Source organism: Arthrobacter sp. CDRTa11, assembly GCF_026427775.1.
Taxonomy (GTDB): Bacteria; Actinomycetota; Actinomycetes; order Actinomycetales; family Micrococcaceae; genus Arthrobacter.
This window is the reverse complement of record NZ_CP044532.1, coordinates 546,703-572,137: the sequence shown is the minus strand read 5'-3', so window position 1 is coordinate 572,137 and position 25,435 is coordinate 546,703. Positions and strand designations below refer to the sequence as shown.

The following is a 25,435-nucleotide window of genomic DNA, read 5'->3' as shown; positions in this document are numbered from 1 at the left end:
GGAAACAGTGGATCCTTGGGCATGGGCGGGCTGGGTGAGGTTCGGTCTGTTCCTCGCCGACCGGAACTCGAAGATAGCCTCTACAGGTCAGGTGGTTAGGTCTCTTTCGCCCACCTGCCAGCTGGCCACCGCGGCAAAAGCGATGGCGATGACGGCCATCAGCAGGGCGCCTTCCGGGTTGAAATCCTCCACTGGCATGGCTGAGGAATGCCGGAAGGGGCTCAGGTCCTGAAGCCACACGGGCAGGTTGAGCAGTTCTCCGAACTGCCCCAGGACCAGCGCGGCGGCCAGGGCACTCCAGCCGACGGTGCTGCTCCAGCGGGGGGCAAGCGCGAATACCAGCACTGTCACGGCAGGGAAAACGAGCGCTGCCGGGATGTGCGCCAAGGCGGCGGCCAACACAGTGCCGGGGCTGCTGCCCCCTGCTTGCCCTAACGCCAGCACGACGGCGGCTGAGGCTCCGGCGGCCACGGCAACGGCCGTCGTCGTAATTGCCGCAACGGCGAGGGTGCTGCCCAGCCAGCGGAATCGCGACGCCGGCACGGACAGCAGCAGCTCGGCCCGCCCTTCCGCCTCTTCCGACCTGAGCCGCAGGACGGCTTCGATGCCCGCGGCGGCGGCGAGGATCCCGGCGATGCCCAGCATGGCAGTGGTGAACAGGTCTACCAGTCCCGCGTCGCCGGGAACGATGCGGCTCATCAGTTCCGCCACGGACGGGTTTCCTTCCAGTGCGCCGCGGACTACCGGGCCAAGACCTCCGGCTACTGCCCCCAGCGCAGCGGTGGTGAAGCACCAGCTGGCCAGGCTTCCACGCTGCAGCCGCCATGCCAGGCCCAGCATCGACGCCAGGCCGGCGCCAGCCCGTTCCGCGCCTGACTCATCCGCCGCGATGTAGCTGGCGCCGAGGTCCCTGCCGTTACGGAGCGCCACTGCACCCCCTGCCAGGACCACGGCAACGGCCCCGATCACCAGCAACGGCAGCGAGTCCGTCTCGGTAAAGGGCCGGATGCGCTGGCCCCAGCCGATGGGTGAGAACAGCGATGGCCAGGCAGCGGTGACGTGCAGCAAAGAATGGTCGGCTGTGCCGAGAGCGTCGCCGGCACCGCGGATCAGGTATGCGCCACCCACCAGCGCGGCGGCTGTCCCGTTGGCGCTCCTGGCGGAGGGCATGACTTGGGCTACCAGCGCGGCGGCCGCCATGAAGAACAGGCCCACGGCGCCCACGGCTGTCCCCGTCAGGAACGATCCTTGGACCGGGAGGCCGGCACCGAGGAATCCAGCGGCAACGGCCAGGGCAAGGACCACGTTTGCGCACGTGCCAAGGAGCAGGGTTGCGTACAGGGACGTCACCCGGGTGACTGAGGTGGAACCGACCAGCTCAAACCGGCCCTGGTCCTCGTCCCCGCGGGTGTGCCGGACCACCAGGAATGCGCTCATCAGCCCGGCGAGCACCGCCGTGAACGAATAGCCCTGGAAGAAGGTGACAGCCCCGGAGCTGATGCCGTCGGGCAGGCCCCGGAGGAACAGGAACGCCGGGCTGGCCGCGGCGACAGAAATCAGGGCGGCGCGCTCATTGTCCTCGCCAAACTGCGTGGTGACGGCGGAGGCAGCCGCGTAGCCCAGTCCGGCGATGCCCAGGATCCAGGCAGCCAAGGTTCCGCGGTCCCTGCGTGCCTGCAGCAGGGCCAGCCGGAGAACGGCGCGCATCACAGGACCTGGCTGTTTGGGCTCTTGTGGCTTGCCTGGCCGTTGTGGTCCGTCTGACCGGCAGCTTGCCCCGCATCCTGCACGCTGTAATGGCGCATGAACAGCTCCTCCAGGGAAGGGGGCGCGGCCGTGATGCCCGTGACGCCGGCAGTAGCCAATGCGTCCAGGACGTAGCCCAGGTCCGCTGCGTCGGCGTCGAACTCTATGACCGACCCGTCAAAACGGAGGTCGTGGATGCCCCGCCACGTGGACAGCATCTCTGGTGTCGCCGCGGACGTGACCCGGAAGCGGGTGCGGGTGAGGTGACGGAGCTCGGCCAGGGTTCCGGATTCCACGGCCACGCCGGACCGGATGATGGTCACCCTGTCGCAAAGCTTTTCCACCTCGGCCAGGATGTGGCTGGACAGCAGCACCGTGGCCCCGTCCGCGGTGACCCGACGGACATGGCTGCGGAACACGGCGTCCATCACGGGGTCCAGGCCCGAGCTTGGTTCGTCCAGCAGGTAGAGCCTGGCCGGCCGGGAAAAGGCGGCGATCAGGGCAGCCTTCTGCCGGTTGCCTTTGGAGTAGGTCCGCGCCTTTTTCCGTGGATCGAAATCGAGCTCGTCAATGAGCTGCCGGCGCAGGTTTTCATCCGCTCCGCCGCGCAGCCCGGCCAGCAGATCGATGACCTCGCCGCCGGTCAGGTTGGGCCAGAGCGTGACGTCCCCGGGGACGTAGGCAACATCGCGGTGCGCCCGAACCGGCTCAGCCCACGGGTCCATGCCGAACACCCGTGCCGTTCCCGACGTCGGCCGGATCAGGCCCAGGAGGATGCGGAGCGTGGTGGACTTTCCTGCCCCGTTCGGCCCAAGGAAACCGTGAACCTCCCCGGCCATGACGGACAGGTCCAGGCCCGCGAGTGCGGCGGTCCGGCCAAAGTTTTTCACAAGGTGGGCGGTGTGGATGACGGGAGATGAGTCTGTGCGCATGGCCGGTTCCTCGGGTCGCAACATCACACCCGAGGCGGGCTGCCAGGGGCATGCCGCAAGCGTTTTCCGCATGCGGGCCGACCAGGCTTCCCGGCTCTCCGGTCCACATCTTACAAGCGTCGAGTGAGCTGCGGAAGGGCCGCATTGTCGGACAACGAGCCGCCTGCAGATTCTCCACGCTTAGACTGAAACCTATGCCAACCCCCAAGGCCCTGCGGCCGTTTGTCCACCGTGAGTACCGGGTCCTGATCGCAGCGTTGGCCATCTCAATTTTTGGTTCCGGAATGTGGGCTGTGGCCATGGTTTACCAGGTGATCCACCTGGGCGGCGGTCCGCTGGAGCTCTCCCTCGTTGCCACCGCAGGCAGCATCGGGCTTGTGGCTTTTGTGCTCGCGGGAGGCATTGCTGCGGACAGGGTCCCGCAGCGGCTCCTGATCATTGCCGTGGAAGGAGCAAACCTGGCGGTGATCGCCACTCTCAGCGGGCTGTCCATGGCAGGGTGGCTGCAGCTGTGGCATGTTGCCGTGGGCGCTTTTGTGCTGGGAGTGGGGGCCGCGTTCTTCTTTCCGGCCTACTCAGCCATCCTGCCCCGTATCCTGCCGCCGGAGGACCTGCTAGCGGCGAATGGCATGGAAGGGTCCATGCGCCCGATCCTCCAGCAGGCAGCAGGACCCGCTGTGGCCGGAATCCTGGTAGCGGCCTTGTCGCCTTCCCATGCCGTGACCGGCGTGGCCGTGTGTCACTTGATGGCCTTCATCGTCCTGAACTTCCTCGGCACCCACGCGCTCGACGCCCCAGAGAACGGCGCCGAAGACCGCAGTATGGGAGCGACGCACGGAGTCGCGGATGGGACTGACGCCGGATCCCCGACAACAGGCACCCCGGCTACAGGGATCCCGGCAACAGATGCGCCTGCACCGGGTGCGCCCGCCAAGTCGTCGTTTTTCCACGATCTCCGGGAGGGCATCAGCTACACGCTGCGCACTCCCTGGCTCCTGTGGACGCTGCTGTGGGCATGCATCTCGGTGCTGTTCCTGATCGGTCCCATTGAAGTGCTGATGCCCTTTGTGGTCCGTGATCAGCTGGGCGGCGATTCCAGCATGTTTGGCTTCCTGCTGGCCACGATGGGCGTGGGCGGAGCACTCGGCTCGCTGGTGACTGCTTCCCTCAACCTGCCGCGCCGCTACCTGACAGTGATGATGGTGTCCTGGGGTGTCGGGAGCCTGCCGCTCGCCGCCGTCGGCATTATGGACAGCTTCTGGGCGGTGGCTGCCGCCATGTTCGTGTTCGGAGCCACCGGAAGCGTGGGCATGGTTATTTGGGGCACGCTGCTCCAGCGCCGCGTCCCGCCGCACCTGCTGGGCCGGGTCTCCAGCCTTGACTTCTTCGTTTCCCTGGCCCTGATGCCTGTCTCCATGGCCTTGGCGGGTCCTGCCGCGCAGGTGCTCCCCATCTGGCTGATCTTCCTGGTGGCCGGCTGCGTCTGCCCCATCGTGGCAGTGGTCGCATCCATCGTCGCGAAAATGCCGCAGGACGAACTGGCCCACCCGCTGGACAGGGCCCCGGGGATGGAACGAATGGAACGCACGACGGCGGCAGGAGACTGACGCGGGCAGCGTCAGTCTCCTGCCGTCCCCGGCGCGGCTACTGAAAAACTAGGCGTGCGCCGCTACCCCAGCCCTAGGCGCGGGCGCGGACTACGGGCAGGCTCGCCGTCGGCGGTCCGCTGGGGAAGACAGTGGGTTCCGGAACCGGAACCGGTTCCAGGGCCACACGGACGGGATCGTTGCCCACCGTGAACACCTGTCCGCGGACGTCTATGCCCAGCGGCTCGCCGTCGCGGATGCTCAGGGTGATGGAGCCGTCCTCAAGTTCCACGAGCAGCAGCCGGCCCTGGATCTTGAGGTGGAAGGACAGGAACTCCCAGTCGGCCGGCAGCCGCGGGTCGAAGAACGGTACCGGCCCCTGGTCGCGCAAACCCGCGAAACCGGACACCAGCGAACTCCACACCCCGCCGGTGGAGGCGATGTGCACGCCGTCGATGGTGTTCCCATGGGTATCGTCAAGATCGATGAACACGGCGTCGGTGAAGTGTTCCAGGGCCGCTTTCGGATAGCCCACCTCAGCGGCCATGATCCCCTGGACGCAGGCCGAAAGCGTGGAGTCTCCGGTGGTGATGGGATCGTAGAAGTCGAAGGCCCGCCGCTTTTCTTCGGCGGTAAATTCCTGCCACTGCAGGAACATGGCCAGCACAGTGTCCGCCTGCTTCAGCACCTGGTGGCGGTAGATCACCAGCGGGTGGAAGTGGAGCAGCAGAGGGTACTTTGAGCGGGGCGTTGTCCAGTCCCAGGGCTCCAGTGTCATGAAGTCGTTGTCCTGGGAATGGACCTCCATCCGCTCGTCAAACGGAAGCTGCATCCGGTCGGCCGCTGCCGCCCACAGCTGGCGCTCGTCGTCGCTGATTTCGACATGGTCCAGGGCGGCGGCGGCACGGAGGTTAAAGCGCGCCATCACATTGGTGTACAGGTTGTCATTGACCACGGCTGTGTACTCGTCCGGGCCGGTGACACCGTGGATGTGGAAGAGGCCGTCGGTGCCGAAGAACCCCAGCGAAATCCACATCCGGGCAGTTTCGATCAGCAGTTCTGAGCCCATGCCGTCACGGAACACTTCATCTCCGCTGGCCCAGTGGTACCGGTTGGTGGCGAAGGCGATGGCAGCGGCAATGTGGAACTGGGCGGTACCGGCGGCGTAGTACGCGCTGGCTTCCAGCCCGTTAATGGTGCGCCACGGGAACAGCGCCCCGTCCACGCTCAGCTCCTTGGCCCGGACCTTGGCTGCGGGGAGCATCTCGTGCCGGAACTCCAGGACCTGCCGGGCGCCGGCGGGGTTGGTGTAGGTCAGGTACGGCAGGAGGTAGACCTCCTGGTCCCAGAAATAATGGCCCTCATAGCCCGAGCCGGTGACGCCCTTGGCGGGGATGCCGGCGACGTCGGCACGCGCGGTTGCCTGGGCCAGCTGGAACAGGTTCCAGCGGATGGCCTGCTGCAGCGCCGGCTGGCCGCCCACCACGATGTCCGATGTAGCCCAATAGCCGCGGTAGTGCTCCTCGCTCTCGGCGAAGATGTCCCGGACAGCACGAAGTCCTGCTTCTGCGGCTTCCGCCGCATCCTGGCCCGAATCCTGCACACCGCGGCCTGCGGCGTAGCTGATGCTTTTCTCCAGCAGGAAGGGCTGATCCGCGCCGACGGCCAGGACGTAGCGGACGCTGCTGTCATCCTGGTCAACCAGTGTGTCGAACGGCTGATGGCCGGCTGAGGTCCAGTGATCCACAGCGAGTCCTACCCGCTGCCTGGATTCGGCTGCTTCCCAGGAGAGCCGGAGTGAGCCGTCGCCGCCGTCGAGCCGCAACGGCAGCAGGACGCGCCCCGCGTGGCGGCCGGCACGGCGCGGATCGTGCGCGGAGTGGTCCTCCACCGGCTGGTCCTGGCGGTTGATGACTGAGGACGTCACATCGGCCGAAACGTCCCGGTCCGCCGATACCTCCAGTGAAATGCCCAGGCTTCCGCGGGAGGCGAATCCAACCGCCCGCCGTTCTGTGGTGGTCACCGTGGCCCCGGAGCGGCACTGCCAGGTGATGCGGCATTCATAGATGCCGGTGGAGAAGTCCACGGACCGCCGGTAGTCCACCACGGCAGATTCCGCCAGGCTGAGGGCCTCACCGTCAATGACAACCGTGAAGTTGTTCGCATCCGGGATGTAGATGATCCGCTGGCCGGTCCGCGCGAATCCAAACGCGTTCTCGGCATGCTTGATGTCCCAAATTTCGTGCAGCCCGTTGATGAAGCTGCCAGGCAGGTCAGCGTCTGCCGCCGCCCAGTGCGCCCCGCGGATACCCAAATGGCCGTTGCCCAGCGCGAACAGGGTTTCGAGCGTGCCGGCGTTGCCCGGTTCATGGCGCGTTTCAACCAGTTGCCAGGGGGTATTGGGGAACCGCTCGCGGTCCGCGGTGATGAGAGCCATGGTGTTGGGGTCCTTTGGCATTGGTGCTGGGCAGCCGATTCTTAGGCAGCTGAGGGAGATGCGGCTGGGGGGACAGCCTGGGGGGAACCGCGGGGGGTGCGGCAAGGGTGGAGCAGAAAGAGCTGGCAGCCGGGGAAGCTGGGCCTTAGAGGAGTTCCTTGAGGTCGTTGACCACCAGGGTGGCTCCGGCGTCCAGCAGCGTCTGGCGGCCTGCGCCGCGGTCCACGCCAATTACCGAGTGGAACTGCCCGGAATGTCCTGCCTGGACACCGGACACTGCATCTTCGACGACGACGCATTCCTCACTGGGCAGGTCCAGCAACTGGGCGGCGTAGTCGTACGTAGCGGGGCTTGGTTTGCCGGGGAGGCCTTCCGCCGCTGCCACAACGCCGTCCACCACAACCCGGAAGTGCCGGCTCAGGCCAGCTGCCTCCAGCACCGCCGGTGCGTTACGGGAGGAGGAGACGACGGCGATCTTCAGCCCCAGCGCCTGCGCGGCTTCGATGAAGAGCACAGAGCCCTCAAACGGCTCCACTCCGCTGCTGACGATGTCATTGAAGATCCGGTTTTTCCGGTTGCCCAGGCCCTGGACGGTGAGGTTGGCGGGGTCGTCGTCCGTGGGGCCTTCAGGAAGCACAATGCCGCGCGAGGCAAGGAAGTCCCTGACGCCGTCGAACCGTGGCTTTCCGTCAATGTGGTCGAAGTAGTCGCTTTCCTGGTACCCGGTGACGCCAGGCTGCGAGGCAAGGTAGCCCTCGAAGAGTTCCTGCCACGCCCTCTCGTGGACAGTCGCGGTGGGCGTCAGCACGCCATCCAGGTCAAAGAGGATGGCAGAGGCACCGGTCCAGGAGGGACTGATGGTTTTCAGCAGGTCTGTCATGGGCGGTGCGGTGTCCTTTCAGACGGCAGGCAGCCCCGGAGGGCGAAAAGCATGTTGATGGCGGCGTCGGTGACCGCAGGATCAGCGAGCGGGGCAGACGGGCGTGGACCGAAATTCCACGGCAGGCCGGAGGGCTGCTGATAAAAGTCTTCTTCCATCATGGCGGCCGTGCTGCGCCGTGACAACCCCACGGCACCCAAGGGGAGGTGCTGCGCGGGCAGCACCAGGGAGGCTGTGCATCGGTTGTGTCTCCTGTTCAGCGCGGCTCAGGGCCGCTAAAACGGCCGAAGTCGAGTGTAAGCGCTTACAATTTTGGCGCGCAACTGTTTTTTCGAGCACGCAGGACTGTGACGAAATTCTCAAGGATGGCGAAAAGCTACGGGCAGCCCAGACGGTCCGGCAACAAGCCTGGAAGAGGGCCGGCAACAGGGCCTCCAGCGCGAACGAACAGTTGGGGCCCCTCATGACAGCTAACTGAGAACGTAGTGGCGGAGGAACGCGCTCACGTCCACCATCTCGGCCTTGCACATGGCATGCCCCATGCCCGGGTACGTCCTGGCGGTGAGCTGCGTGTTCGCGTTGAGCCACTCGCCTGTGTACTCGATGGCATCCTCGTTGATGACCAGATCGGCCTTGTCCCGTCCCCAGAAGAAGGGCGGCGGGGCATCAAAGGACTCGCTCATTGACAGCAGTTCGTTGTTCAGGACAAAGCCGGACAACCCCACTGTGGCCGTGTAGTCGTTCGGGTGAAGCCGCAACAGCGTGCTTGCCATGGCCATCCCTTGCGAGTAGCCAAACAGGCTCACGCTGCTGTGCTGGCCTTTTACCGAGTTGATCCATGTGTGTACGGCATTGGTGGCGCTAATGACGTCCGCGAAATCGTTGGCCAGGAAGTAGTCCAGCAGGAACCAGCCGTAGTCATCGCCGATCACCATGGGCCCCCGGACAGCCGCACACGTAAACTCCGAGGGCAGGTAGTCAAACAGCCGCACCATGCGGGATTCGTCCGTGCCGTAGCCATGCATCATGACCAGCAGCGGGGTGCCGGCCCGTTCGCTCTCCGGCTTGGACCATACAACTGTTTTCATCGGATCAGCCTAGCGAGTCGGCCAGCGTGCGCGGACGCCGCGGGAGGCCATGCACGTGCCTGAGCAGCGGTTTCTTTACCGAAATGCAGTCTGCGATCCCAGCCGCGCCTGAAAAGGTGATGTAGCCTGACATTAGACAGCATGCTTAGTAAGCCGCTCAAGGAACGTCCTCAGGCAACGTCACAGTGACAACAGATCCGGCAGTCCGCATACACCGCACACAAAGGAGCAAGTCATGAGAATCGGTTCCTCCATTTTCCTCATCGCACTCGGCGCCATCCTGGCATGGGCCATCACGCCGGGATTGATTCCCAACGTGGATCAGACGCTCATCGGCTACATCCTGATGGCCGTGGGGGTCATCGGCCTGGTTGCCTCCCTCATCCTCGCGTCTCCGGGACGCAGCCGGCGCGTTAGTGAAACGCGCTCCGTGACGGACCCCAACACGGGCGAACGGATCACCCGAAACGAAAGCCGTGACGGCCAGCTATAGCGGCGGGAAACGGTACGCATGATTCCGGGAAGCCGGGCCAGACCACAGCGGTCCGGCCCGGCTTTCTTTGTTCTTGTGGTTTTTTCATTGACAAACCAACAAGAACAAAGATAAAGTCAAGTGATTCAACATCATGTGATGCCAGTCACGGGTGGATTTTCCAGGACATTACGCAACGGAGGGTTTTGTGTTCGCCGAGGAGCGCCAGCAGCAGATTGCCGAGCTTGTAGCCGGCAGCGGCAGGGTCAGTGTGAACCTGCTGGCCGAGCGCTTCCGCATCACCACCGAAACGGTCCGGCGCGATCTCGCCACCCTTGAATCAGCCGGCACCATCCGCCGCGTCCACGGTGGCGCCGTGGCTGCAGACCGCTTCAGCACCACCGAGGAAAGCATCAAAGAGCGGGCCATCAAGCGTCCGGACCAGAAGATGCGCATCGCCCAGGCTGCCTTGGCCCTTGTCCCCCGAACCTCCTCGGGAAGCATCCTGATCGACGGCGGCACCACCACAGAAGTCTTGGCCGACCTCCTGTCCCGGCGCACCGCCGTCGAACCCTCCGGAGCCGGAATCGAACTCGTGGTGATCACGCACGCTGTGCCCATAGCCGCCAAACTTTCCAGCACACCCGGAATAGCGCTCGAAATTCTGGGCGGGCGGGTCCGCGGACTCACCCAGGCGGCCGTTGGACAAGCCACCGTGGACGCAGCACGCCGGATCCGCCCGGACATTGCCTTCATCGGTACCAACGGCATCCACGCACGCTTTGGCCTCAGCACTCCCGATCCTGAAGAAGCCGCCGTCAAGGCAGCCTTCGTCCATTCGGCGCGCCGCATTGTGGTGCTGGCCGATTCCTCCAAGCTGGACGCGGAAACCCTGGTCCAGTTCGCCTCCCTGAAAGATCTGGACACTTTGATTACAGACAGCGAACCAAGCCCCGAACTTGCAGCCGCCCTGGCAGAGGCCGGCGTTGACGTGGTGATCGCATGATCGTTACGCTTACCGCCAACCCCAGCCTGGACCGCACCGTTGCCCTGCCCGGGCCGCTCGAACGCGGCGAAGTGCAGCGCGCGGTTTCCGTCAGCCAGGAGTCCGGCGGCAAGGGAGTTAATGTCTCCCGCGCCCTGGTGGCCTCCGGGCTGGAAACTCTTGCCGTGCTTCCCGGGGCTGACAGCGACCCCGTGCTGGCAGGGCTGCGTGACACCAAAGTTCCTTTCGCTTCCCTTTCCATCGGAGAGCCGCTGCGCACCAACGTGGCCCTCACCGAACCGGGCGGAGTAACCACCAAGATCAACGAACCCGGGCCGCTCCTGAACGAGGAACAGCAGGAAGCCCTGATCCAACTGCTGCTTGATCGCTCCCGCGGGGCCAGTTGGGTGGTCCTGGCCGGCTCGCTGCCGCCGGGCTTCCCCGCTGACTTCTACGCCACCGTCACCCGGCGGTTGCGCACCCTTGCCGACGGCGGTCCAGACGGCGGCGCCCCGCGCATCGCCGTCGACTCCTCCGGCGGTCCCCTCGCTGCCGCCATAGCGGACACCCCGCTGGCTGGCACGTCACAGGATGGCACCTCACGGCAAGGCGCGTCCGGAAAACCGGACCTCCTTAAGCCCAACGCCGAAGAACTGGCGGAATTGGCTGCAGCAGCCGGTTTCGCCCTGGCGTCCACCGCTGACGAACTTGAAGCGGATCCGGTGGCTGCCGCGGCAGCTGCCGCCGCCGTCGTGCGTTCCGGTGTGGGTGCTGTGCTGGCAACTCTCGGATCCAAGGGAGCTGTCCTGGTAACGGCCGACGGCGCGTGGCTGGCCACGCATCCGCCGGTCGCCGCGGTCAGTACTGTCGGTGCGGGCGACTCCTCGCTGGCCGGCTATCTGCTCGCCCACGGCCAGGGCGCCGCCCCGGCCGATTGCCTCCGTCAGGCTGTGGCACATGGTGCCGCCGCCGCTTCCCTGCCGGGTTCCACTGTCCCGGCAGTCCACCAAACCACCCCGGAAGCCGTAACCATCACGGCCCTTCGAAAGGATTGACAGTGACTCAGCTCATCACCACAGAACTGGTCGACCTCGACCAGAACCTGGGCAACTCGCCCGAGGACGTGATCCGGCATTTGGCCCGCAAAGTTGCAGCCACCGGACGTGCCACCGAAGCGGAGGGCCTGTTCGCAGACGCTTTCGCCCGGGAACAGAAGACAGCCACGGGCGTTCCCGGCGGCATCGCCATCCCGCACTGCCGCTCCGCCGCCGTCACGGTTCCCACGTTGGCCATGGCCCGGCTCTCGCAGCCCGTGGACTTCGGCGCCAAGGACGGTGCAGCAGATCTGATCTTCTTCATCGCGGCGCCGGACGGCGCGGACCAGGAGCACCTCAAACTCCTGTCCAAGCTGGCCCGCTCCCTTATCAAAAAGGACTTCACCGGCGCACTGCGCTCGGCCTCTTCCCGCGAGGAAATCGTGGAACTGGTGGACGGTGCCCTGGCCGACAAGCCGGCATCGCACGCTGCGGCCGCGCCGGTTGATGCAGCTGCCGGTAGCGCTGCTGGTGCTTCCGCGGTTGCGGGCGCCAGTGTTGGCGACGGCGGCCCATCCGGGCGTGGCCCGAAGAGGCTTGTTGCCGTGACTGCCTGCCCCACCGGCATCGCCCACACCTACATGGCTGCGGACTCCCTGGTTGCGGCTGCAAAGGAAGTTGGCGTAGACCTCCAGGTGGAGACCCAGGGATCCTCCGGAGCCAAGCCCCTTGACCCGGCCGTGATCGCCGCCGCTGACGCTGTGATCTTCGCCGTTGATGTGGATGTCCGCGGCAAGGAGCGCTTCGCCGGCAAGCCCGTCATCAACGCGCCCGTCAAGCGCGGCATCGACGAGCCGGACAAGATGGTCCAGGAGGCCCTCGCCGCGGCTGACAACCCGAACGCACGCCGGGTTCCGCATTTCGGCGCCGAGGAGCAGTCCCAGAACGCCGAGATGGAAAAGGGCGAGCACGTCGGCCAGAAGCTGAAGAAGGCGCTCCTCACGGGCGTCAGCTACATGATTCCGTTTGTCGCCGGTGGCGGCCTGCTGATCGCCCTTGGCTTCCTGCTGGGCGGTTACGACATCAATGTGGTTGCCGACAAGGTGGTCCTGGAGAACAACTTCGGCAACCTTCCCGAAGGCGGACTAGCGATCTACCTCGGTGCCGTGATGTTCAAGATCGGCGTCCTGTCGATGGGCTTCCTGGTGCCCGCGCTGGCTGGCTACATTGCGTACGCCATCGCTGACCGGCCAGGTATCGCCCCGGGCTTCGTTGCCGGTGCCGTAGCCGGGTTTATGGGTGCGGGCTTCCTCGGCGGCATCGTCGGCGGTCTGCTCGCCGGCTACATCGCACACCTGATCGGCACCTTGCAGGTACCGCGCTGGCTGCGCGGCCTGATGCCTGTTGTCATCATCCCGTTGCTGGCTTCCATCGTGGCATCCGGCGCGATGTTCCTCTTCCTCGGCGGCCCGATCGCTGGTCTCACCACCGCCCTCAACGGCTGGCTCTCCGGCATGACGGGCGCCTCCGCCGTGGTCCTGGGTATCATCCTCGGCCTGATGATGTGCTTCGACCTGGGCGGCCCGCTCAACAAGGTTGCCTATGGCTTCGCCGTTGCCGGCCTGAGCGCCGGCGGCGCTGACAACCAGGCGCCCTGGATGATTATGGGAACGGTGATGGCTGCCGGCATGGTGCCGCCGCTGGCGATGGCCCTGGCCACCGTCCTGGACAAGAAGCTCTTCACCTTGAACGAGCGTGAAAACGGCAAGGCAGCCTGGCTACTGGGAGCTTCCTTCATCACCGAAGGTGCCATTCCGTTCGCCGCGACCGACCCGCTGCGCGTCATCCCTGCCAGCATGGTGGGCGGTGCCGTCACAGGTGCTCTCACCATGGCCTTCGGGGTTACCTCGCAGGCACCCCACGGCGGCATCTTCGTCTTCTTCGCCATCGGCAACCTGGCGATGTTCGTCATTGCCATCCTGGCAGGAGCTGTGGTCAGCGCCTTGGCAGTCATCGCCCTCAAGCGCTGGGCAGTCCGTGAACCCGCTGCTACCGTGGAGCCCGTTCCCGCAACGGTCTGACCCACACCACCCCATAACTCAACCCCGGCGCTGAACCACAGCCAGCCGAAAGACAAAAGGAGCAAAAATGTCAGAACGCACCGCAACCGTCGCCAGCCGCGTAGGCCTCCACGCCCGCCCCGCCGCCATCTTTGCCGAGGCAGCCGGCGAGTTCGACCTGGATATCACCATCGCCCGTGAAGGCGAGCCGGCCGACGAAGCAATGGACGCCGCCAGCATCCTGTCCCTGATGAGCCTGGGTGCTTCCCACGGTGATGTTGTGGTGCTTCGCGCCGAGGGCGACGGTGCCGACGACGCCCTGGACCGCCTGGTCCAGATCCTGGAAACGGATCACGACGCCGAGTAGCAGCATGACGTTGTGACAGCAGCGTGCCAATGGCCGCCGTCGCGCCTCTCCTCTTAAGGACTGGCGCGACGGCGGCCGCTTGGTTTTTGTGCGCCCCTGGCCCAACTGGGTCGCAGTTAACGTCGTCATTCGCGCGAATGGCGACGTTAACTGCGACCTACTTGGGTTCGTTAGCCGCGTTCGGCAATCTCCTTGACGTCCGCCACCAGCATGTCCCACATGCCCTGCGAGTGCTGGGCGGCCTGCTCGGTGGCGTTGTTGTCCTGGGAAAGCGTGAGCAGCGTTCCGCCGTCGCGGGCCTCGAGGGTCCAGGTCAGGGTGTGGTAATTCTCCGGGCGGTCTTCCTCGCCGCCCAGCGCACTGTAGTGCGTGTGGACCAGCCGTTGCCCGGGCTCTACCTCGAGGATGTACCCCTTGTCCTCGTATGGTTTGCCCTCCCATTCCCCGCGCCACACGATGGGACCGCCCACGGTCCAATCGGTCACGAGTTCCGTCCCGAACATAAACTCCTTGACGGCAGCGGGGTCCGTGATCACCTCCCACACCCGGCTCAGCGGAGCATCAATGGTGACAGCGGACGTCGCCACAAAGTTTCCTTCCACGGCACTCTCCTTCTACTCGGTTTTCAGACTAGGCAAGGCCTGCGAGGATCGCTGCGGGTCTGCTGCCTGGCGCTGCGGTGTACGTCAGGATGCGGTGCCCTGAATCATCAGGCATGGTGAGGACCTCAAATCCCAGGTCCAGCCGGCCGTGCTCCGGATGGTTCAGCAGCTTCTGCCCCGACATGCAGTTCTCAACGGGATGCTCGGCCCACATCAGGGCGAACTCCGGGCTCTTGAGGGTCAACTCCCCCACAAGCCCGGCGAGTTCCGTGTCGTCGGAGAATCGTCCGGAGAGCAAACGCAGGGATGCGACGGCGCGGCCTGCCTCCGAGCGCCAATTCGGGTAGAGCGTCCGGGTGCCGTCGTCCAGGAACAGCATTCGCGTGAGGTTGGGCCGCGCCACAGGATCCTCGGCGCTGCTATAGTCCAGATGCGATGCCACCAGGCTGTGACCGGCCTTGTTCCAGGCAATCACTTCGGTGCGCTTGCCGACTACCACCGCGGGCACCGCCATCGCGTCAACCAAACGTTTTGTGCCCTCCCTGACGTGATCCGGCTTGGCGTAATGGGCTCTGGTCGGATGGGGGCCGCCGTTCTGGGAGTGCTGGGAGGAGGCTGGCTTCCGGCGTCTGATTCCAGAGAGGTCCCGGAGGTGTTTTCCTTCCGCCTCCGTCAGGGCAAGTGCCCGCGACAGCGAATTGATGACCGAATCGGAAGCGTTGACGTGCTGGCCCTGTTCCAGCCGCGCGTAGTAGGTCACGCTCATCCCCGCCATCATGGCCACTTCCTCGCGCCGAAGACCGGGGACGCGCCGCGTTCCGTAATCCATCAGGCCCACGTCGCCGGGACTCAGGGCAGCCCGTCGTTTGCGCAGGAAGCTGCCCATGGCTGCTGGTTCGTTCATACCCCCGAGTATTCCCGAACAACGGCAAACGTGGGTAGCACTGCCAGTGCTACCCACAACGCGGCGTGGCTGCTGCCGGCAAACCGGTGGACGGTGGATAGCAACAGGACCACCACGTCAATGATTGGAACCGCGCATGACCACCCGCCAAACCCCACCCCTCCAGCACCTGGCCACCCCGATTCAACCGGAGCGGATGACTGGCCGGCAACGCCTGACCATGATCCTGCTGCTGACCGCCAGCTTCACCCTGGCCGTGGATTTCTCCATCCTCAACGTTGCCCTGCCGGCGATAGGAGCCGACGTCGGATTCTCGCTGGAGCATCTGCAGTGGATCGCCACCTCCTTTGCGCTGTGCGCCGCCGGCTTCACACTGTTTTTCGGACGAATCGCCGACCTGTTCGGACGTAAACGCCTTTTCATCGCGGGCATGGCGCTGCTGGGGTTCGGCTCGCTTCTGGGCGGGCTGGCAACAGAGCCCGGTCTGCTGCTGCTGGCGCGTGTGGCCCAGGGCCTGGCGACGGCCGCCGTGACGCCGGCGGCCCTGTCGCTGCTCACCACGTCCTTTCCCGAAGGGCGGCTGCGGGACACGGCCCTGGGGCTGAACGGCTCCCTGATGGCCGCCGGCTTCACCACCGGCGCCATTCTCGGCGGGCTTCTGACGGACTTGCTCAGCTGGCGGTGGGCGTTCCTCATCAACGTCCCCGTCGCCTTGTTCGTTCTGGTCCTCGCTCCCCGGTTCCTGTCGGAATCCTCAAACCCAAACAGGGCCAAGCTGGATGTGCCGGGAGCACTTACCGTCACCGCCGCACTGCTTCTGCTCGTCTTCGGCCTGACCAGCGCCGGGGAAAAGGGGTGGGCTGACCAGTTCGCCTGGGGTCCCTTGGCGGCCGGCCTTATGCTGTTCGCGGTGTTCCTGATCATCGAAAAGAACACGGCCCAAGCCTTGATCCCGGTGGGCATCCTGCGGCGGAACAACATTGCCTGGGGAAACGCTGCCGGAATTCTTGCCTTCGCCACTGAAACCTCCCTGGTCTTTGTCCTGACCGTCTACCTGCAGCAGGTCCTGGGCTACACCCCACTGGGCGCCGGGCTGTCCTTCGCCGTTCTGGGAATTGGCACGGTGGTGGGTGGCATTGTTGCACCCAAACTCATTGGCAGGGTTGGCCCAAAAACCACCATTGTCAGCGGACTCTCGGTCCAGGCCGCCGCCACCGGCTCGCTGCTCTTCATCACCGCTGATCCTGCCTCGGTGATGCTGGTACTGGCTGCTACCTTTATTGGCGGCGTTGCCAACCTGGCCGCCATCGTCGGCTTTATGGTCACGGCCACCACCGGTCTTCCCGACTCGGAACAGGGCCTGGCCACCGGCTTGGCCACCATGAGCCAGCAGATCGGAATTACCCTGGGCATCCCGGTCATGAGTGCCGTGATGGCCGCGTTCCTGCATCCCGGGGCCATCGGTCAGCCGGCCGGAGTACTCGATGCGGTGGTCCCCGCCATCGGAGTCAACGCGGCGCTATGCCTGGGGACGGCTGTTGTGGTTTCGATCTTCCTGCGCAGCCGGCCAGCCGGCAGCTGACACAGCCTGGCTCCCGTCCTCGCGCGCTGCGGGCTGGGGGGCGCCAGCCCGCGCCGAAGGAAGCCTCACTCCATGCCTCAGGACGGTTTGGAGCCTGAATTCACGGTCCACTATCAGGAGGTCAGCCTGCATCCCGGTGCGCAGGCTGCCCACGTGCCCGTCCAGTCCGAGCAGCCGTGCCGGGGTGCCTGTGGCAGCCAAAACGGCGTCAGCAGCGCTGACTCCGGCCGCTATAGTCCGACGAACGACGTCGAGCAGGGTTGCCGTACCGCCTGCCAGGGATCCCGTGCTGGTGAGGGTGGCAACATAGCCCACGACGGAAACCTGCGCCGGGCCGAGCTGGTACTCGCCTTCCGGAAGGCCCGTTGCTGCCATGGAATCGGTGACCAGGACAACGTTGTTGGCCCCCACCAGCTCAAAAACCATCCTGACCGTTTCCGGATCAAGGTGGACGCCATCTGCAATAAGTTCGACGGCGACAGTCCCGGCACGTGCCAGCCGCAGGCATGCGGCGACTGGCCCGGGTGCGCGGTGATGCATCGGGGGCATGCCGTTGAAGAGGTGGGTTACCGTTGGCCGCGCTCCCCGCAGGGACGACGAACCGAGCCTGCCTGCCGCATACTCAAGCGAAACGGCGGCCGTCCGCGCGTCGGAATCCGTGTGGCCGAGGGACGGGATCACGCCGGACGACACCAGCGTGGAGACGAGCTCGTCGGAACCCGGCAGTTCGGGCGCGTACGTCATTGTCTTCAAGTGCCCACCGGCCTCAGCCACCAACGCACTCAGGAACTCAAGGTCAGGTTCCAGCAGCCACCGCGGGTCCTGGGCACCGCATCGCGAGTGTGAGAGAAAAGGCCCTTCGGCATGGATACCGGCGATAAGGCCTTCATCCGCCACGACCCGGAGTGAGCGGATGGCTTTAAGGAGATCGTCCTTTGGCGCGGTGACCACGCTGGCCAGCAGCGTGGTTGTCCCGCTGGAACGGAGGAAGGACACCGCATTCCGGCTCTCCGCCTCATGACCGGCCGGAAAGTCGCCTCCCGCTGCACCGTGGCAATGCATGTCCACCAACCCGGGCAGAACTGCACCGCCGTCGGGAGTCCTGATGGTTTCAGCGCGCGGATACAGGTTAACGTCACAAGCCGAGGCCGGGCCCGAGAAGGCAATCTTTCCGTCCTTGATGGCCAGCACCTGATCCTGGCGGATCTCCCCGTCGGTAATGACGGTCCCTGAAACCAGATAGTCCATGTACTAAGGCGCTCCTGTTGGTGTGGGGTGGAAATAATGCAGGCGTGCGGCTCTGCAGGCGGCCGGCTGTTCCGTGGGCGCACAGGGCTGTGCTCGTTTGGTCCTTGCCGCGATCCTACCTAACGTCGCTTCCCCAAAAGCCACACCAGGACTGGGCATACCCCCTGAAGTACCGAACGGCTGGGCCGGATCAGCAAAAAGCAAGCAGCCTTACTATTTCCTTGTTTTTGCCGTTCCCCGGAATTAGCGTTGAAACTGACCCCACGGTTCAAAAACGACCCAGGGCAGAACAGGCAGCCAAGACCACACCAAGGTTGAAGGAGGATGACATGCCCGGCAAGAAAAACCCTAGCGTGAAAGATCCCAAGCTGTATGAGGAACTGCGCGAGGACGGCGCCTCCAAGCAGAAAGCCGCCCGGATTTCCAACGCCGCCGCCAAAAAGGGACGCTCCGACGTGGGCCGTAAGGGCGGCAAGGCCGGCGACTACGACGACTGGACAGTTGCGCAGCTAAAGGCCAAGGCGAAGGAAATAGGCCTCACCGGTTATTCCTCCAAGAAGAAGAGCGAGCTCATCTCCGCCCTCCGGAACTCCTAGGCGGCAGCCATTACCGAACCAGGCGCGAGACCGCCGACAGCCTCAGGCACGCTTGCGCGCCCGCGTAGTGGACGTCTTCGCCTCGGGCTTGTCGGAGGACGCCGCCGACTTAGCCGCGGGCTTTCGGGCGGTGGACTTGGCAGCCTCAGACTTCGCCGAACTGACCTTGGTCGAAGTCTCCCTTGCCGAAGTGGCCGAGGACTTCGTAGCTGTCGACTTAGCCGCCGCGGTCTTGGTACCCGCGGTCTTAGTGTCCGCAGTCTTAGCCCCCGCGGTTTTGGTGCCAGCGGTTTTGGTGCCAGCTTTTGTGCCGCCCCTGGCTGCGGATTTGGCCGGCGCTTCCTCGGCCTCTTCCTCGTCAGTGTCCTCGGCAGCCTCAGGCAGCCCGCCCCCACGCTTCCGGTCCAGGCTGCGCTTGAGCGCCTCCATGAGGTCGATCACCTCGCCCTTGCCCTCGCCAGCCTCGACGCCGAACGTGGCCTCGGTGTCCAGCGCATCGCCCTGTTCCAGCTTGGCATCGATCAGCTGGCGGAGCTGCACCTGATACTCGTCAGTGAACGATTCGGGCTCAAAGTCCGCGGCCATGGACTCCACCAGGGCGGCGGACATCTCACGCTCCTGCGGGGAAATCCGAACGTCCGCATCGAGCGCCGGAAAGTTGGCTTCCCGGACCTCGTCCGGCCACAGGAGGGACTGCAGCACCAGCACGTCGTCCTTGATACGGAGCGCACCCAGCCGCGTCTTGTCGCGCAGGGCGAACTGCACAATGGCCACCCTGTCGGTATCCTCAAGGGCCCGGCGCAACAGGACGTAGGCCTTGGGCGACTTGGAGTCCGGCTCCAGGTAGTAGCTCTTCTCGAACATCATTGGTTCCAGCTGCTCGGACGGCACAAACTGGACCACTTCGATCTCGTGGCTGTTCTCGGCCGGGATGGACTTAAGCTCATCCTTGGACAGGACCACCGTCCTGCCGTCTTCCTCGAAGGCCTTCTCAATATCCGAGTAGTCGATGATCTCGCTGCAGACCTCACACCGGCGCTGATACCGGATCCGGCCGCCGTCGGCGTTGTGGACCTGGTGCAGACTGATGTCATGATCCTCGGTGGCGCTATAGACCTTCACAGGCACGTTGACCAGGCCGAACGCGATGGCACCTTTCCAGATGGCTCTCATCCCTCAAGTGAACATCACACAACGCCTGAGGTGAAGCCCCATGGCCGGCACTAAGGAACGGGTCCGGGTGGCGGGACGGGAAATGAGCCTGACCAACCTGGAGAAAATCATCTACCCGGAAACCGGCACTACCAAGGCCGACGTCCTGGCCTACTACGCCGCCGTCGCCCACGTCCTGATCCCTGCCGCCGCCAGCCGGCCAGCCACCAGGAAGCGATGGGTCAATGGGGTGGGCACCGCAGACAATCCCGGAGAGGTGTTTTTCCAAAAGAATCTTGAAGATTCCGCGCCGGGCTGGCTCCCGCGGGCCGCCATCACGCACAAGGAACGGACCATTTACTATCCGATGGTCAATGATCGCGCCACGTTGACCTGGTTCGGCCAGATCGGTTCATTGGAAATCCACGTGCCCCAATGGCGGGTGGATTCCCACGGCAACCAGCTCAACCCGGACCGCCTCGTCCTGGACCTGGATCCCGGCGAAGGCGCCGGCCTGGAGGAATGCGTGGAGGTGGCCAGGCTGGCCCGCGCCATCCTTGAGGACGTGGGCCTGGCCCCGGTTCCGGTAACCAGCGGCAGCAAGGGCATCCACCTTTACGCAGGATTGGACGGGACCCAGAGCTCGGAGCAGATCTCGTCCTTCGCCAAGGAACTGGCCCGCGCGTTGGAGGCGGATCACCCCGATCTTGCCGTCAGCGATATGAAGAAAACGCTCCGCACAGGCAAGGTCCTGGTGGACTGGAGCCAGAACAACGCGGCCAAGACCACCATCGTGCCCTACTCGCTCCGCGGCCGCCCCACCCCCACCGTCGCCGCTCCGCGGACCTGGCGCGAGCTGAGTTCCCCGCATCTGCAGCAGCTCGATTACAAGGCTGTTATGCGCCGCGTCCACGCGGGCAAGGACCCTTTCGCCGCCATCACCACAGCTGCCGGTCACCCCGGCGACTCTGGTAACCACCGCAATTCAGATAACACCGGAAATCACGACGACGGCGCTGCGCATCCACGCCTGCAGAAGTACCGTTCCATGCGGGATCCGCACGCAACACCGGAACCCTTCACCGGTGCCGAGGGCCCCGGCAACACTTTTGTGATCCAGGAGCACCACGCCAGCCGGCTCCATTTTGATTTCAGGCTGGAGCACGACGGCGTCCTGGTGTCCTGGGCCCTGCCTAAAGGCGTTCCGGACTCAGGCGACAAGAACCACCTGGCCGTCCAGACCGAGGACCATCCGATGGACTATGCCACGTTCGAAGGCACTATCCCCAAGGGTCAGTACGGCGCCGGCGAGGTCACCATCTGGGACCACGGAACCTACGAACTCCACAAGTGGATCAACGGCAGGGAAGTCATCGTCACGCTAACCGGCTCCGAGGGCGGCGGGCTCGGCGGAACCAAAAAGTTTGCCCTGATAAACACCGGCCGCGGCGGAGGGAAGGATACCGAGGGGCAATGGCTGATCCACCTGATGGACAAAGACCACCACGGCGGCCGCCGTCGTCCGCCATTGTCGAAGGACGGGTCAGACGAAGGCGCGGATGAGCCCGCGGACCTGCCGGCGCCCGCGAAGCGGGAATCCCCCGCAGCCGTCCCCGCCCCTGCACGTAGACCCGCCGCTGCAGCAGCAACGGTCACCGCGCCAGCTGACGCCGTCCCCACAGCCGGGCCCGCGCCCGCCCCCGAGGACTTCCGGCCGATGATGGCCACGTCGGGAACAGCGGCGGACCTCCAAGGCAGTGGCTGGCATTTTGAACTGAAATGGGATGGCGTCCGCGCCGTTATCGTGGCCGATGAGAAGAGGATCCGCATCTTCAGCCGGAACGGCAACGACGTCACGGCAACCTATCCCGAATTGGCAGTCCGGACCTGCTGGCCGCCACAGGCGTTCGCCGCCGACGGCGAGATCATCGCCGTCGGGCCTTCCGGGAAACCGGATTTCGGTCGGCTGCAGGGACGCATGAAACTGACCCGGCCCCACGACGTCGAGAGGGCCCGTGCGTCCATCCCGGTCCGGCTGATGCTTTTTGACCTGCTGTCCGAGGACGGCGAAGACCTGCGCCGCAGGCCGCTGGAGAAGCGGCGGCAGCGGCTGGAGGAATTTTTCACACCATCCGCTTGCCCTGTTGAGTTGTCCCCGGTGCTGGACGAACGGATCGACCACATCCTCGAGAGCGCCCGGGAACTTGGCCTGGAAGGGGTACTGGCGAAGCGGACCGGCAGCCGCTATGCCAGCGGCCAGCGCACCCGGACCTGGATCAAGATCAAGCTCGAAAAGACCCAGGAAGTAGTGGTGGGCGGATGGCGTCCCGGCAAAGGTGGACGGAACAGCTCGGTCGGTTCCCTCTTGGTGGGTATCCCGGACGGGAAAAAGCTGCGGTACGCAGGCCGGGTGGGCAGCGGGTTCAGCACCAGGGAACTGACGGAGCTCCGGCTCAAAGTCGATGCGCTGGCACGGAAGACCTCCCCCTTCGACGACGTTCCCGCCGAGGACGCCGCGGACGCGAACTGGATCACGCCGGAGCTCGTGGGAGAAGTGACCTTCGGTGAATGGACGGGGAGCGGAAAGCTCCGGCACCCTGTCTGGCGTGGCTGGCGTGTGGATAAGGAGCCGGGGGACGTTGTGGCGGAGTCCTGAACGCCGCAGCGCTGGACCGCAGTGTTCAGGACTGCCGTGCGGGCACTGGCGAGCTGGCGACGCGCATATTCCCCCAGGACACGCATCAGGCCTGGCGACCCCCGAATAGGGGTATCGCCAGGCCTTTTGCGTGTCGTCAGGTCAGATGCGCCTCATCAGGACGAGTGCGGCATTTGCGGCCGGCTGGTCCGGTGCACCGCTGTCACAGCTGCCTCGTGCCCGATCCTTCCGTGGCCGGCGCCCCGTTCTTTGGGGTGCCGTTTGCTGCCGTTCCCGTCCGGCCAATGCTGCTCCCCGGCCATGGCGGGTGTTACCGGAACGGTAGCCGGGCCAGGTATGGCGGGCGTGTCCATTGCTGCCGCGAGGTGGCTCGCGACCTCCGGTTCGATCTTTCCTGCTGGGTGCATTTCAGCCATCTTTCTTCCTTTCCCCAATGAAATGAAGTGTTGCTCAACAGTAGGTTGGTGAAGCAGGTCAGGACGGAATTACCAGCGGACTTTCTTTTCTGCCGGGCCTTGTTTGCCGCTCACGTGGGTGGGCTTGTGACTCTTGCCCACACTCTGGAGGCCGGCGCCTCCGCCACGGGATTTGCTGTCGAGCATGGCTTTTTGGGCTTCCGTCAGCCGGGACCGGACGCCGCCCGACTCAGCTTTTTCAGGATCTGCCGGCTTTTCAGAATCCGACGGCGCCTGTGCGTCCCCGGGAGTGGGCTGGCTGTGGTCTTTGGTCATGTTGATGGAACCTTTCTGAGGAGGATCAGCTTGTCCGGACGTGTCTGCCGAGTTAAGGAGGGACGGGGGCCGGCTGAAGCGGGCCGCAAACGTCCGCCTACTCAAAAATCAGTGTTCCCATGGCACAACAATAGGCAGCAAGCGGCGAACTTGTGAACCCCCTTGGTGGGGCACCGGATGGTCCCCCAAATACGGCTGCCGGCCAGTGGCCGCCGTCACTTTCGCCTGGATCCAGAGCCCGATCAACCCTCAGCAGCAGGGGGAAACGATAAAAATTCTGTAACCATCAGCACTCGACGCGCCGATGCCAGCAATGGCGCGGCCAAAGCGGCCAAAACAAATTCTGGAAGCACGCCCGAAAACGCCCTCAAATGGGCGAGCTTACGGCATGAAGCTCTCAGTTGCCATGAGATTCGCGTAAAATTGAAGGCCTGCCCGGAGCGGGGCAGCTACAAGTCGCAAGCAAATGACCTCCATAGGAGTCGCCCAAATGCCCACAGACCGAAGCACGACCGACTCTTCAGCAGGCGTAGACAACGCCGGCGGAACCAACACATTGGCAGCACCAGTCACCTCAGCGAGCGGAAGGAAACCGAAGCTCCTCGCGCGGCGACGGCTCAAAGAGTCGGACGTCAACGTAGTCAATCAGCCGATGCTGAAAAAAGCCCTCGGCGGAACCATCGTGGGAAACACCATGGAATGGTTCGACGTCGGTGTGTTCGGCTACCTGATCACCACCATGGGACCTGTGTTCCTCCCCGAGGCGGACCCGGCCGTCCGGACGCTGTTCCTGCTGGGAACATTCGCGGCCACCTTCATTGCGCGTCCGCTGGGCGGCGTGGTGTTCGGCTGGCTCGGCGACAAGATCGGGCGGCAGAAGGTACTCGCTGCAACCCTGATGATCATGGCTGCGAGCACGTTCGCCGTCGGGCTGCTGCCCGGATACGCGCAGATCGGCATCTGGGCCGCTGTCCTGCTGGTGGTCCTGAAGCTTGTCCAGGGCTTCTCCACCGGCGGTGAATACGCTGGCGCCACCACGTTCGTCAGCGAATACGCCCCGGACAAGCGCCGGGGATACTTTGCGAGCTTCCTGGATATGGGCAGCTACCTTGGTTTTGCCTTGGGTGCAGCACTGGTATCTGTCCTGCAGCTGACCCTTGGCCAGGCCGCCATGGAGGAATGGGGCTGGCGTATTCCCTTCCTGATTGCAGGTCCGTTGGGCCTGATCGCCATTTACTTCAGGAACAGGATTGAGGAATCCCCTCAGTTCCAGGCCACCCTCGACGCCCAGGAATCGATCGCGCAGGATGCCGATTCCGCTGACGTTGATGCCTCCAAGGGGCCGGTGGGCATTGTGAAGGCCTACTGGCGCTCACTCATTGTGGCGATGATCCTTGTGGCCGCGGCGAACACCGCCGGCTACGCCCTGACGTCCTACATGCCTACGTACCTTACCGAGTCAAAGGGTTACGACCCTGTCCACGGAACCCTGCTGACCATTCCCGTGCTGGTCATCATGAGCCTCTGCATCCCCCTGACCGGGAAGCTGTCTGACCGGATCGGCCGCCGTCCGGTGTTGTGGATCGGCGCCATCAGCACCGTGGTGCTGGCAACGCCTGCGTTCATGCTGATCGGCGTCGGTGAAGTCTGGTCCACGCTGGCAGGCCTTTCGCTGATCGCTTTTCCCGTGGCCTTCTATGTTGCGAACCTCGCTTCGGCTTTGCCGGCGCAGTTCCCGACGGCCAGCCGGTACGGCGCCATGGGTATCGCCTACAACTTCGCCGTGGCTATCTTCGGAGGCACCACTCCGTTCGTTGTTGCCGCGCTGATCACGGCGACCGGCGACGACATGATGCCCGCCTACTACCTGATGGCCACCTCCCTCGTTGGTGCCGTGACCATTTACTTCCTCAAGGAATCGGCCCAGCGTCCGCTGCCCGGCTCCATGCCGAGCGTGGCAACCCAGGAAGAGGCGCGCGAACTGGTGGCCACCCAGGATGAGAATCCGCTGATCGACCTCGACGACATGCCGTTCGAAACCCAGGACGTCATCACCGCCAACGCGGAACCTGCCGACGCCCAAGACGACAGGGTCCCGGCTTCCGTGTAGCCCCAGCCTGTCCCGGATACGTCTTGTAGCCCGCGCTCATGAGGCCCGCTCTGCGTGATTTCCTTGGGGGAATCATGCAGGGCGGGCCTCGGCTCTGCCTGCTGGGGATGTGACAGGTTACCTTCCGGGTCCGCCCGCAGGACTTCCGGCGGCACCGGATGATATCTTCCGAAAGGCCCCCAGCGGCCGCATCCAGGCCCGCAACCGGGCCCGCAACCGGGTCTCGAAAAAGATCCACGTGAAACAAAAGATGGGTGGCATCGGCGG

General features: G+C 64.8%; 22 protein-coding genes. 10 read left to right on the top strand and 12 right to left on the bottom strand.

Features of this window, described 5'->3' with window-relative positions; all coding sequences use genetic code 11:
* Positions 1–87: 87 nt before the first annotated feature.
* Positions 88–1,707 carry an ABC transporter permease gene (locus F8G81_RS02610; protein ID WP_267277485.1) on the bottom strand — a complete coding sequence of 540 codons (1,620 nt, stop codon included), beginning with the start codon at positions 1,705–1,707 and terminating at the stop codon, positions 88–90.
* On the bottom strand, positions 1,707–2,678 hold the full coding sequence (locus F8G81_RS02605; protein WP_267277484.1) for an ABC transporter ATP-binding protein: 972 nt from the start codon (positions 2,676–2,678) through the stop codon (positions 1,707–1,709). Before F8G81_RS02605 ends, F8G81_RS02610 begins: the two co-directional genes overlap by 1 nt.
* 194 nt (positions 2,679–2,872) lie before the next feature.
* Between F8G81_RS02605 and F8G81_RS02600 the strand changes: the two genes are divergently transcribed.
* Positions 2,873–4,285, top strand: coding sequence for an MFS transporter (locus tag F8G81_RS02600; RefSeq protein WP_267277483.1), 1,413 nt, complete (start codon positions 2,873–2,875; stop codon positions 4,283–4,285).
* Between the two features lie 73 nt (positions 4,286–4,358).
* Here F8G81_RS02600 and F8G81_RS02595 read toward each other — a convergent pair whose 3' ends face one another.
* The 4 genes from F8G81_RS02595 to F8G81_RS02580 all read right to left on the bottom strand — a co-directional run bounded on the left by F8G81_RS02595 (position 4,359) and on the right by F8G81_RS02580 (position 8,669).
* A complete protein-coding gene (locus F8G81_RS02595) occupies positions 4,359–6,701 on the bottom strand; it encodes a glycoside hydrolase family 65 protein (protein ID WP_267277482.1) in 2,343 nt (780 codons plus the stop codon).
* A gap of 145 nt (positions 6,702–6,846) precedes the next feature.
* Positions 6,847–7,581, bottom strand: a complete 735-nt coding sequence (locus F8G81_RS02590; protein ID WP_267277481.1) for an HAD family hydrolase — start codon at positions 7,579–7,581, stop codon at positions 6,847–6,849.
* A complete protein-coding gene (locus tag F8G81_RS02585) occupies positions 7,578–7,805 on the bottom strand; it encodes a hypothetical protein (protein WP_267277480.1) in 228 nt (75 codons plus the stop codon). Before F8G81_RS02585 ends, F8G81_RS02590 begins: the two co-directional genes overlap by 4 nt.
* A gap of 246 nt (positions 7,806–8,051) precedes the next feature.
* A complete protein-coding gene (locus F8G81_RS02580) occupies positions 8,052–8,669 on the bottom strand; it encodes an alpha/beta hydrolase (RefSeq protein WP_267277479.1) in 618 nt (205 codons plus the stop codon).
* 235 nt (positions 8,670–8,904) lie between these two features.
* Between F8G81_RS02580 and F8G81_RS02575 the strand changes: the two genes are divergently transcribed.
* The 5 genes from F8G81_RS02575 (at position 8,905) to F8G81_RS02555 (ending at position 13,587) form a co-directional block, all read left to right on the top strand.
* Positions 8,905–9,162 carry a DUF6458 family protein gene (locus tag F8G81_RS02575; protein ID WP_267277478.1) on the top strand — a complete coding sequence of 86 codons (258 nt, stop codon included), beginning with the start codon at positions 8,905–8,907 and terminating at the stop codon, positions 9,160–9,162.
* Positions 9,163–9,349: 187 nt separating this feature from the next.
* Positions 9,350–10,147 carry a DeoR/GlpR family DNA-binding transcription regulator gene (locus F8G81_RS02570; RefSeq protein WP_267277477.1) on the top strand — a complete coding sequence of 266 codons (798 nt, stop codon included), beginning with the start codon at positions 9,350–9,352 and terminating at the stop codon, positions 10,145–10,147.
* Positions 10,144–11,181 carry a 1-phosphofructokinase family hexose kinase gene (locus F8G81_RS02565; RefSeq protein WP_267277476.1) on the top strand — a complete coding sequence of 346 codons (1,038 nt, stop codon included), beginning with the start codon at positions 10,144–10,146 and terminating at the stop codon, positions 11,179–11,181. Before F8G81_RS02570 ends, F8G81_RS02565 begins: the two co-directional genes overlap by 4 nt.
* A 2-nt stretch (positions 11,182–11,183) precedes the next feature.
* Positions 11,184–13,241, top strand: a complete 2,058-nt coding sequence (locus F8G81_RS02560; protein ID WP_267277475.1) for a PTS fructose transporter subunit IIABC — start codon at positions 11,184–11,186, stop codon at positions 13,239–13,241.
* Between the two features lie 67 nt (positions 13,242–13,308).
* Positions 13,309–13,587: an HPr family phosphocarrier protein gene (locus tag F8G81_RS02555; protein WP_267277474.1), complete on the top strand. Its 279-nt coding sequence runs from the start codon at positions 13,309–13,311 to the stop codon at positions 13,585–13,587.
* A gap of 170 nt (positions 13,588–13,757) precedes the next feature.
* Here the strand turns inward: F8G81_RS02555 and F8G81_RS02550 are convergent, their stop codons facing one another.
* On the bottom strand, positions 13,758–14,189 hold the full coding sequence (locus F8G81_RS02550; protein WP_267277473.1) for an SRPBCC family protein: 432 nt from the start codon (positions 14,187–14,189) through the stop codon (positions 13,758–13,760).
* A gap of 28 nt (positions 14,190–14,217) precedes the next feature.
* Positions 14,218–15,093 carry a helix-turn-helix transcriptional regulator gene (locus F8G81_RS02545; protein WP_267277472.1) on the bottom strand — a complete coding sequence of 292 codons (876 nt, stop codon included), beginning with the start codon at positions 15,091–15,093 and terminating at the stop codon, positions 14,218–14,220.
* Between the two features lie 136 nt (positions 15,094–15,229).
* Between F8G81_RS02545 and F8G81_RS02540 the strand changes: the two genes are divergently transcribed.
* Positions 15,230–16,675: an MFS transporter gene (locus F8G81_RS02540; RefSeq protein ID WP_267277471.1), complete on the top strand. Its 1,446-nt coding sequence runs from the start codon at positions 15,230–15,232 to the stop codon at positions 16,673–16,675.
* On the opposite strand, the gene nagA is transcribed toward F8G81_RS02540, so the two are convergent.
* Positions 16,613–17,923: an N-acetylglucosamine-6-phosphate deacetylase gene (gene nagA / locus F8G81_RS02535; RefSeq protein WP_267277470.1), complete on the bottom strand. Its 1,311-nt coding sequence runs from the start codon at positions 17,921–17,923 to the stop codon at positions 16,613–16,615. The two genes, F8G81_RS02540 and nagA, sit on opposite strands and share 63 nt — an antisense overlap.
* Before the next feature lie 329 nt (positions 17,924–18,252).
* Between nagA and F8G81_RS02530 the strand changes: the two genes are divergently transcribed.
* Positions 18,253–18,519 (top strand): DUF7218 family protein, encoded by a 267-nt coding sequence (locus tag F8G81_RS02530; RefSeq protein ID WP_267277469.1) that lies wholly within the window; start codon positions 18,253–18,255, stop codon positions 18,517–18,519.
* 42 nt (positions 18,520–18,561) lie between these two features.
* Here F8G81_RS02530 and F8G81_RS02525 read toward each other — a convergent pair whose 3' ends face one another.
* Positions 18,562–19,692, bottom strand: a complete 1,131-nt coding sequence (locus tag F8G81_RS02525; RefSeq protein WP_267277468.1) for a Ku protein — start codon at positions 19,690–19,692, stop codon at positions 18,562–18,564.
* Between the two features lie 40 nt (positions 19,693–19,732).
* Between F8G81_RS02525 and F8G81_RS02520 the strand changes: the two genes are divergently transcribed.
* Complete coding sequence (locus F8G81_RS02520) at positions 19,733–22,327, top strand: ATP-dependent DNA ligase (RefSeq protein WP_267277467.1); 2,595 nt, start codon at positions 19,733–19,735, stop codon at positions 22,325–22,327.
* 155 nt (positions 22,328–22,482) lie between these two features.
* Here the strand turns inward: F8G81_RS02520 and F8G81_RS02515 are convergent, their stop codons facing one another.
* Both F8G81_RS02515 and F8G81_RS02510 read right to left on the bottom strand, forming a co-directional pair.
* Complete coding sequence (locus F8G81_RS02515) at positions 22,483–22,743, bottom strand: hypothetical protein (RefSeq protein ID WP_267277466.1); 261 nt, start codon at positions 22,741–22,743, stop codon at positions 22,483–22,485.
* A 69-nt stretch (positions 22,744–22,812) separates the two neighbouring features.
* Positions 22,813–23,058, bottom strand: coding sequence for a hypothetical protein (locus tag F8G81_RS02510; RefSeq protein ID WP_267277465.1), 246 nt, complete (start codon positions 23,056–23,058; stop codon positions 22,813–22,815).
* Between the two features lie 490 nt (positions 23,059–23,548).
* On the opposite strand from F8G81_RS02510, the gene F8G81_RS02505 reads away from it, so the two are divergent.
* Positions 23,549–25,168, top strand: coding sequence for an MFS transporter (locus F8G81_RS02505; RefSeq protein WP_267277464.1), 1,620 nt, complete (start codon positions 23,549–23,551; stop codon positions 25,166–25,168).
* Positions 25,169–25,435 lie beyond the last annotated feature (267 nt).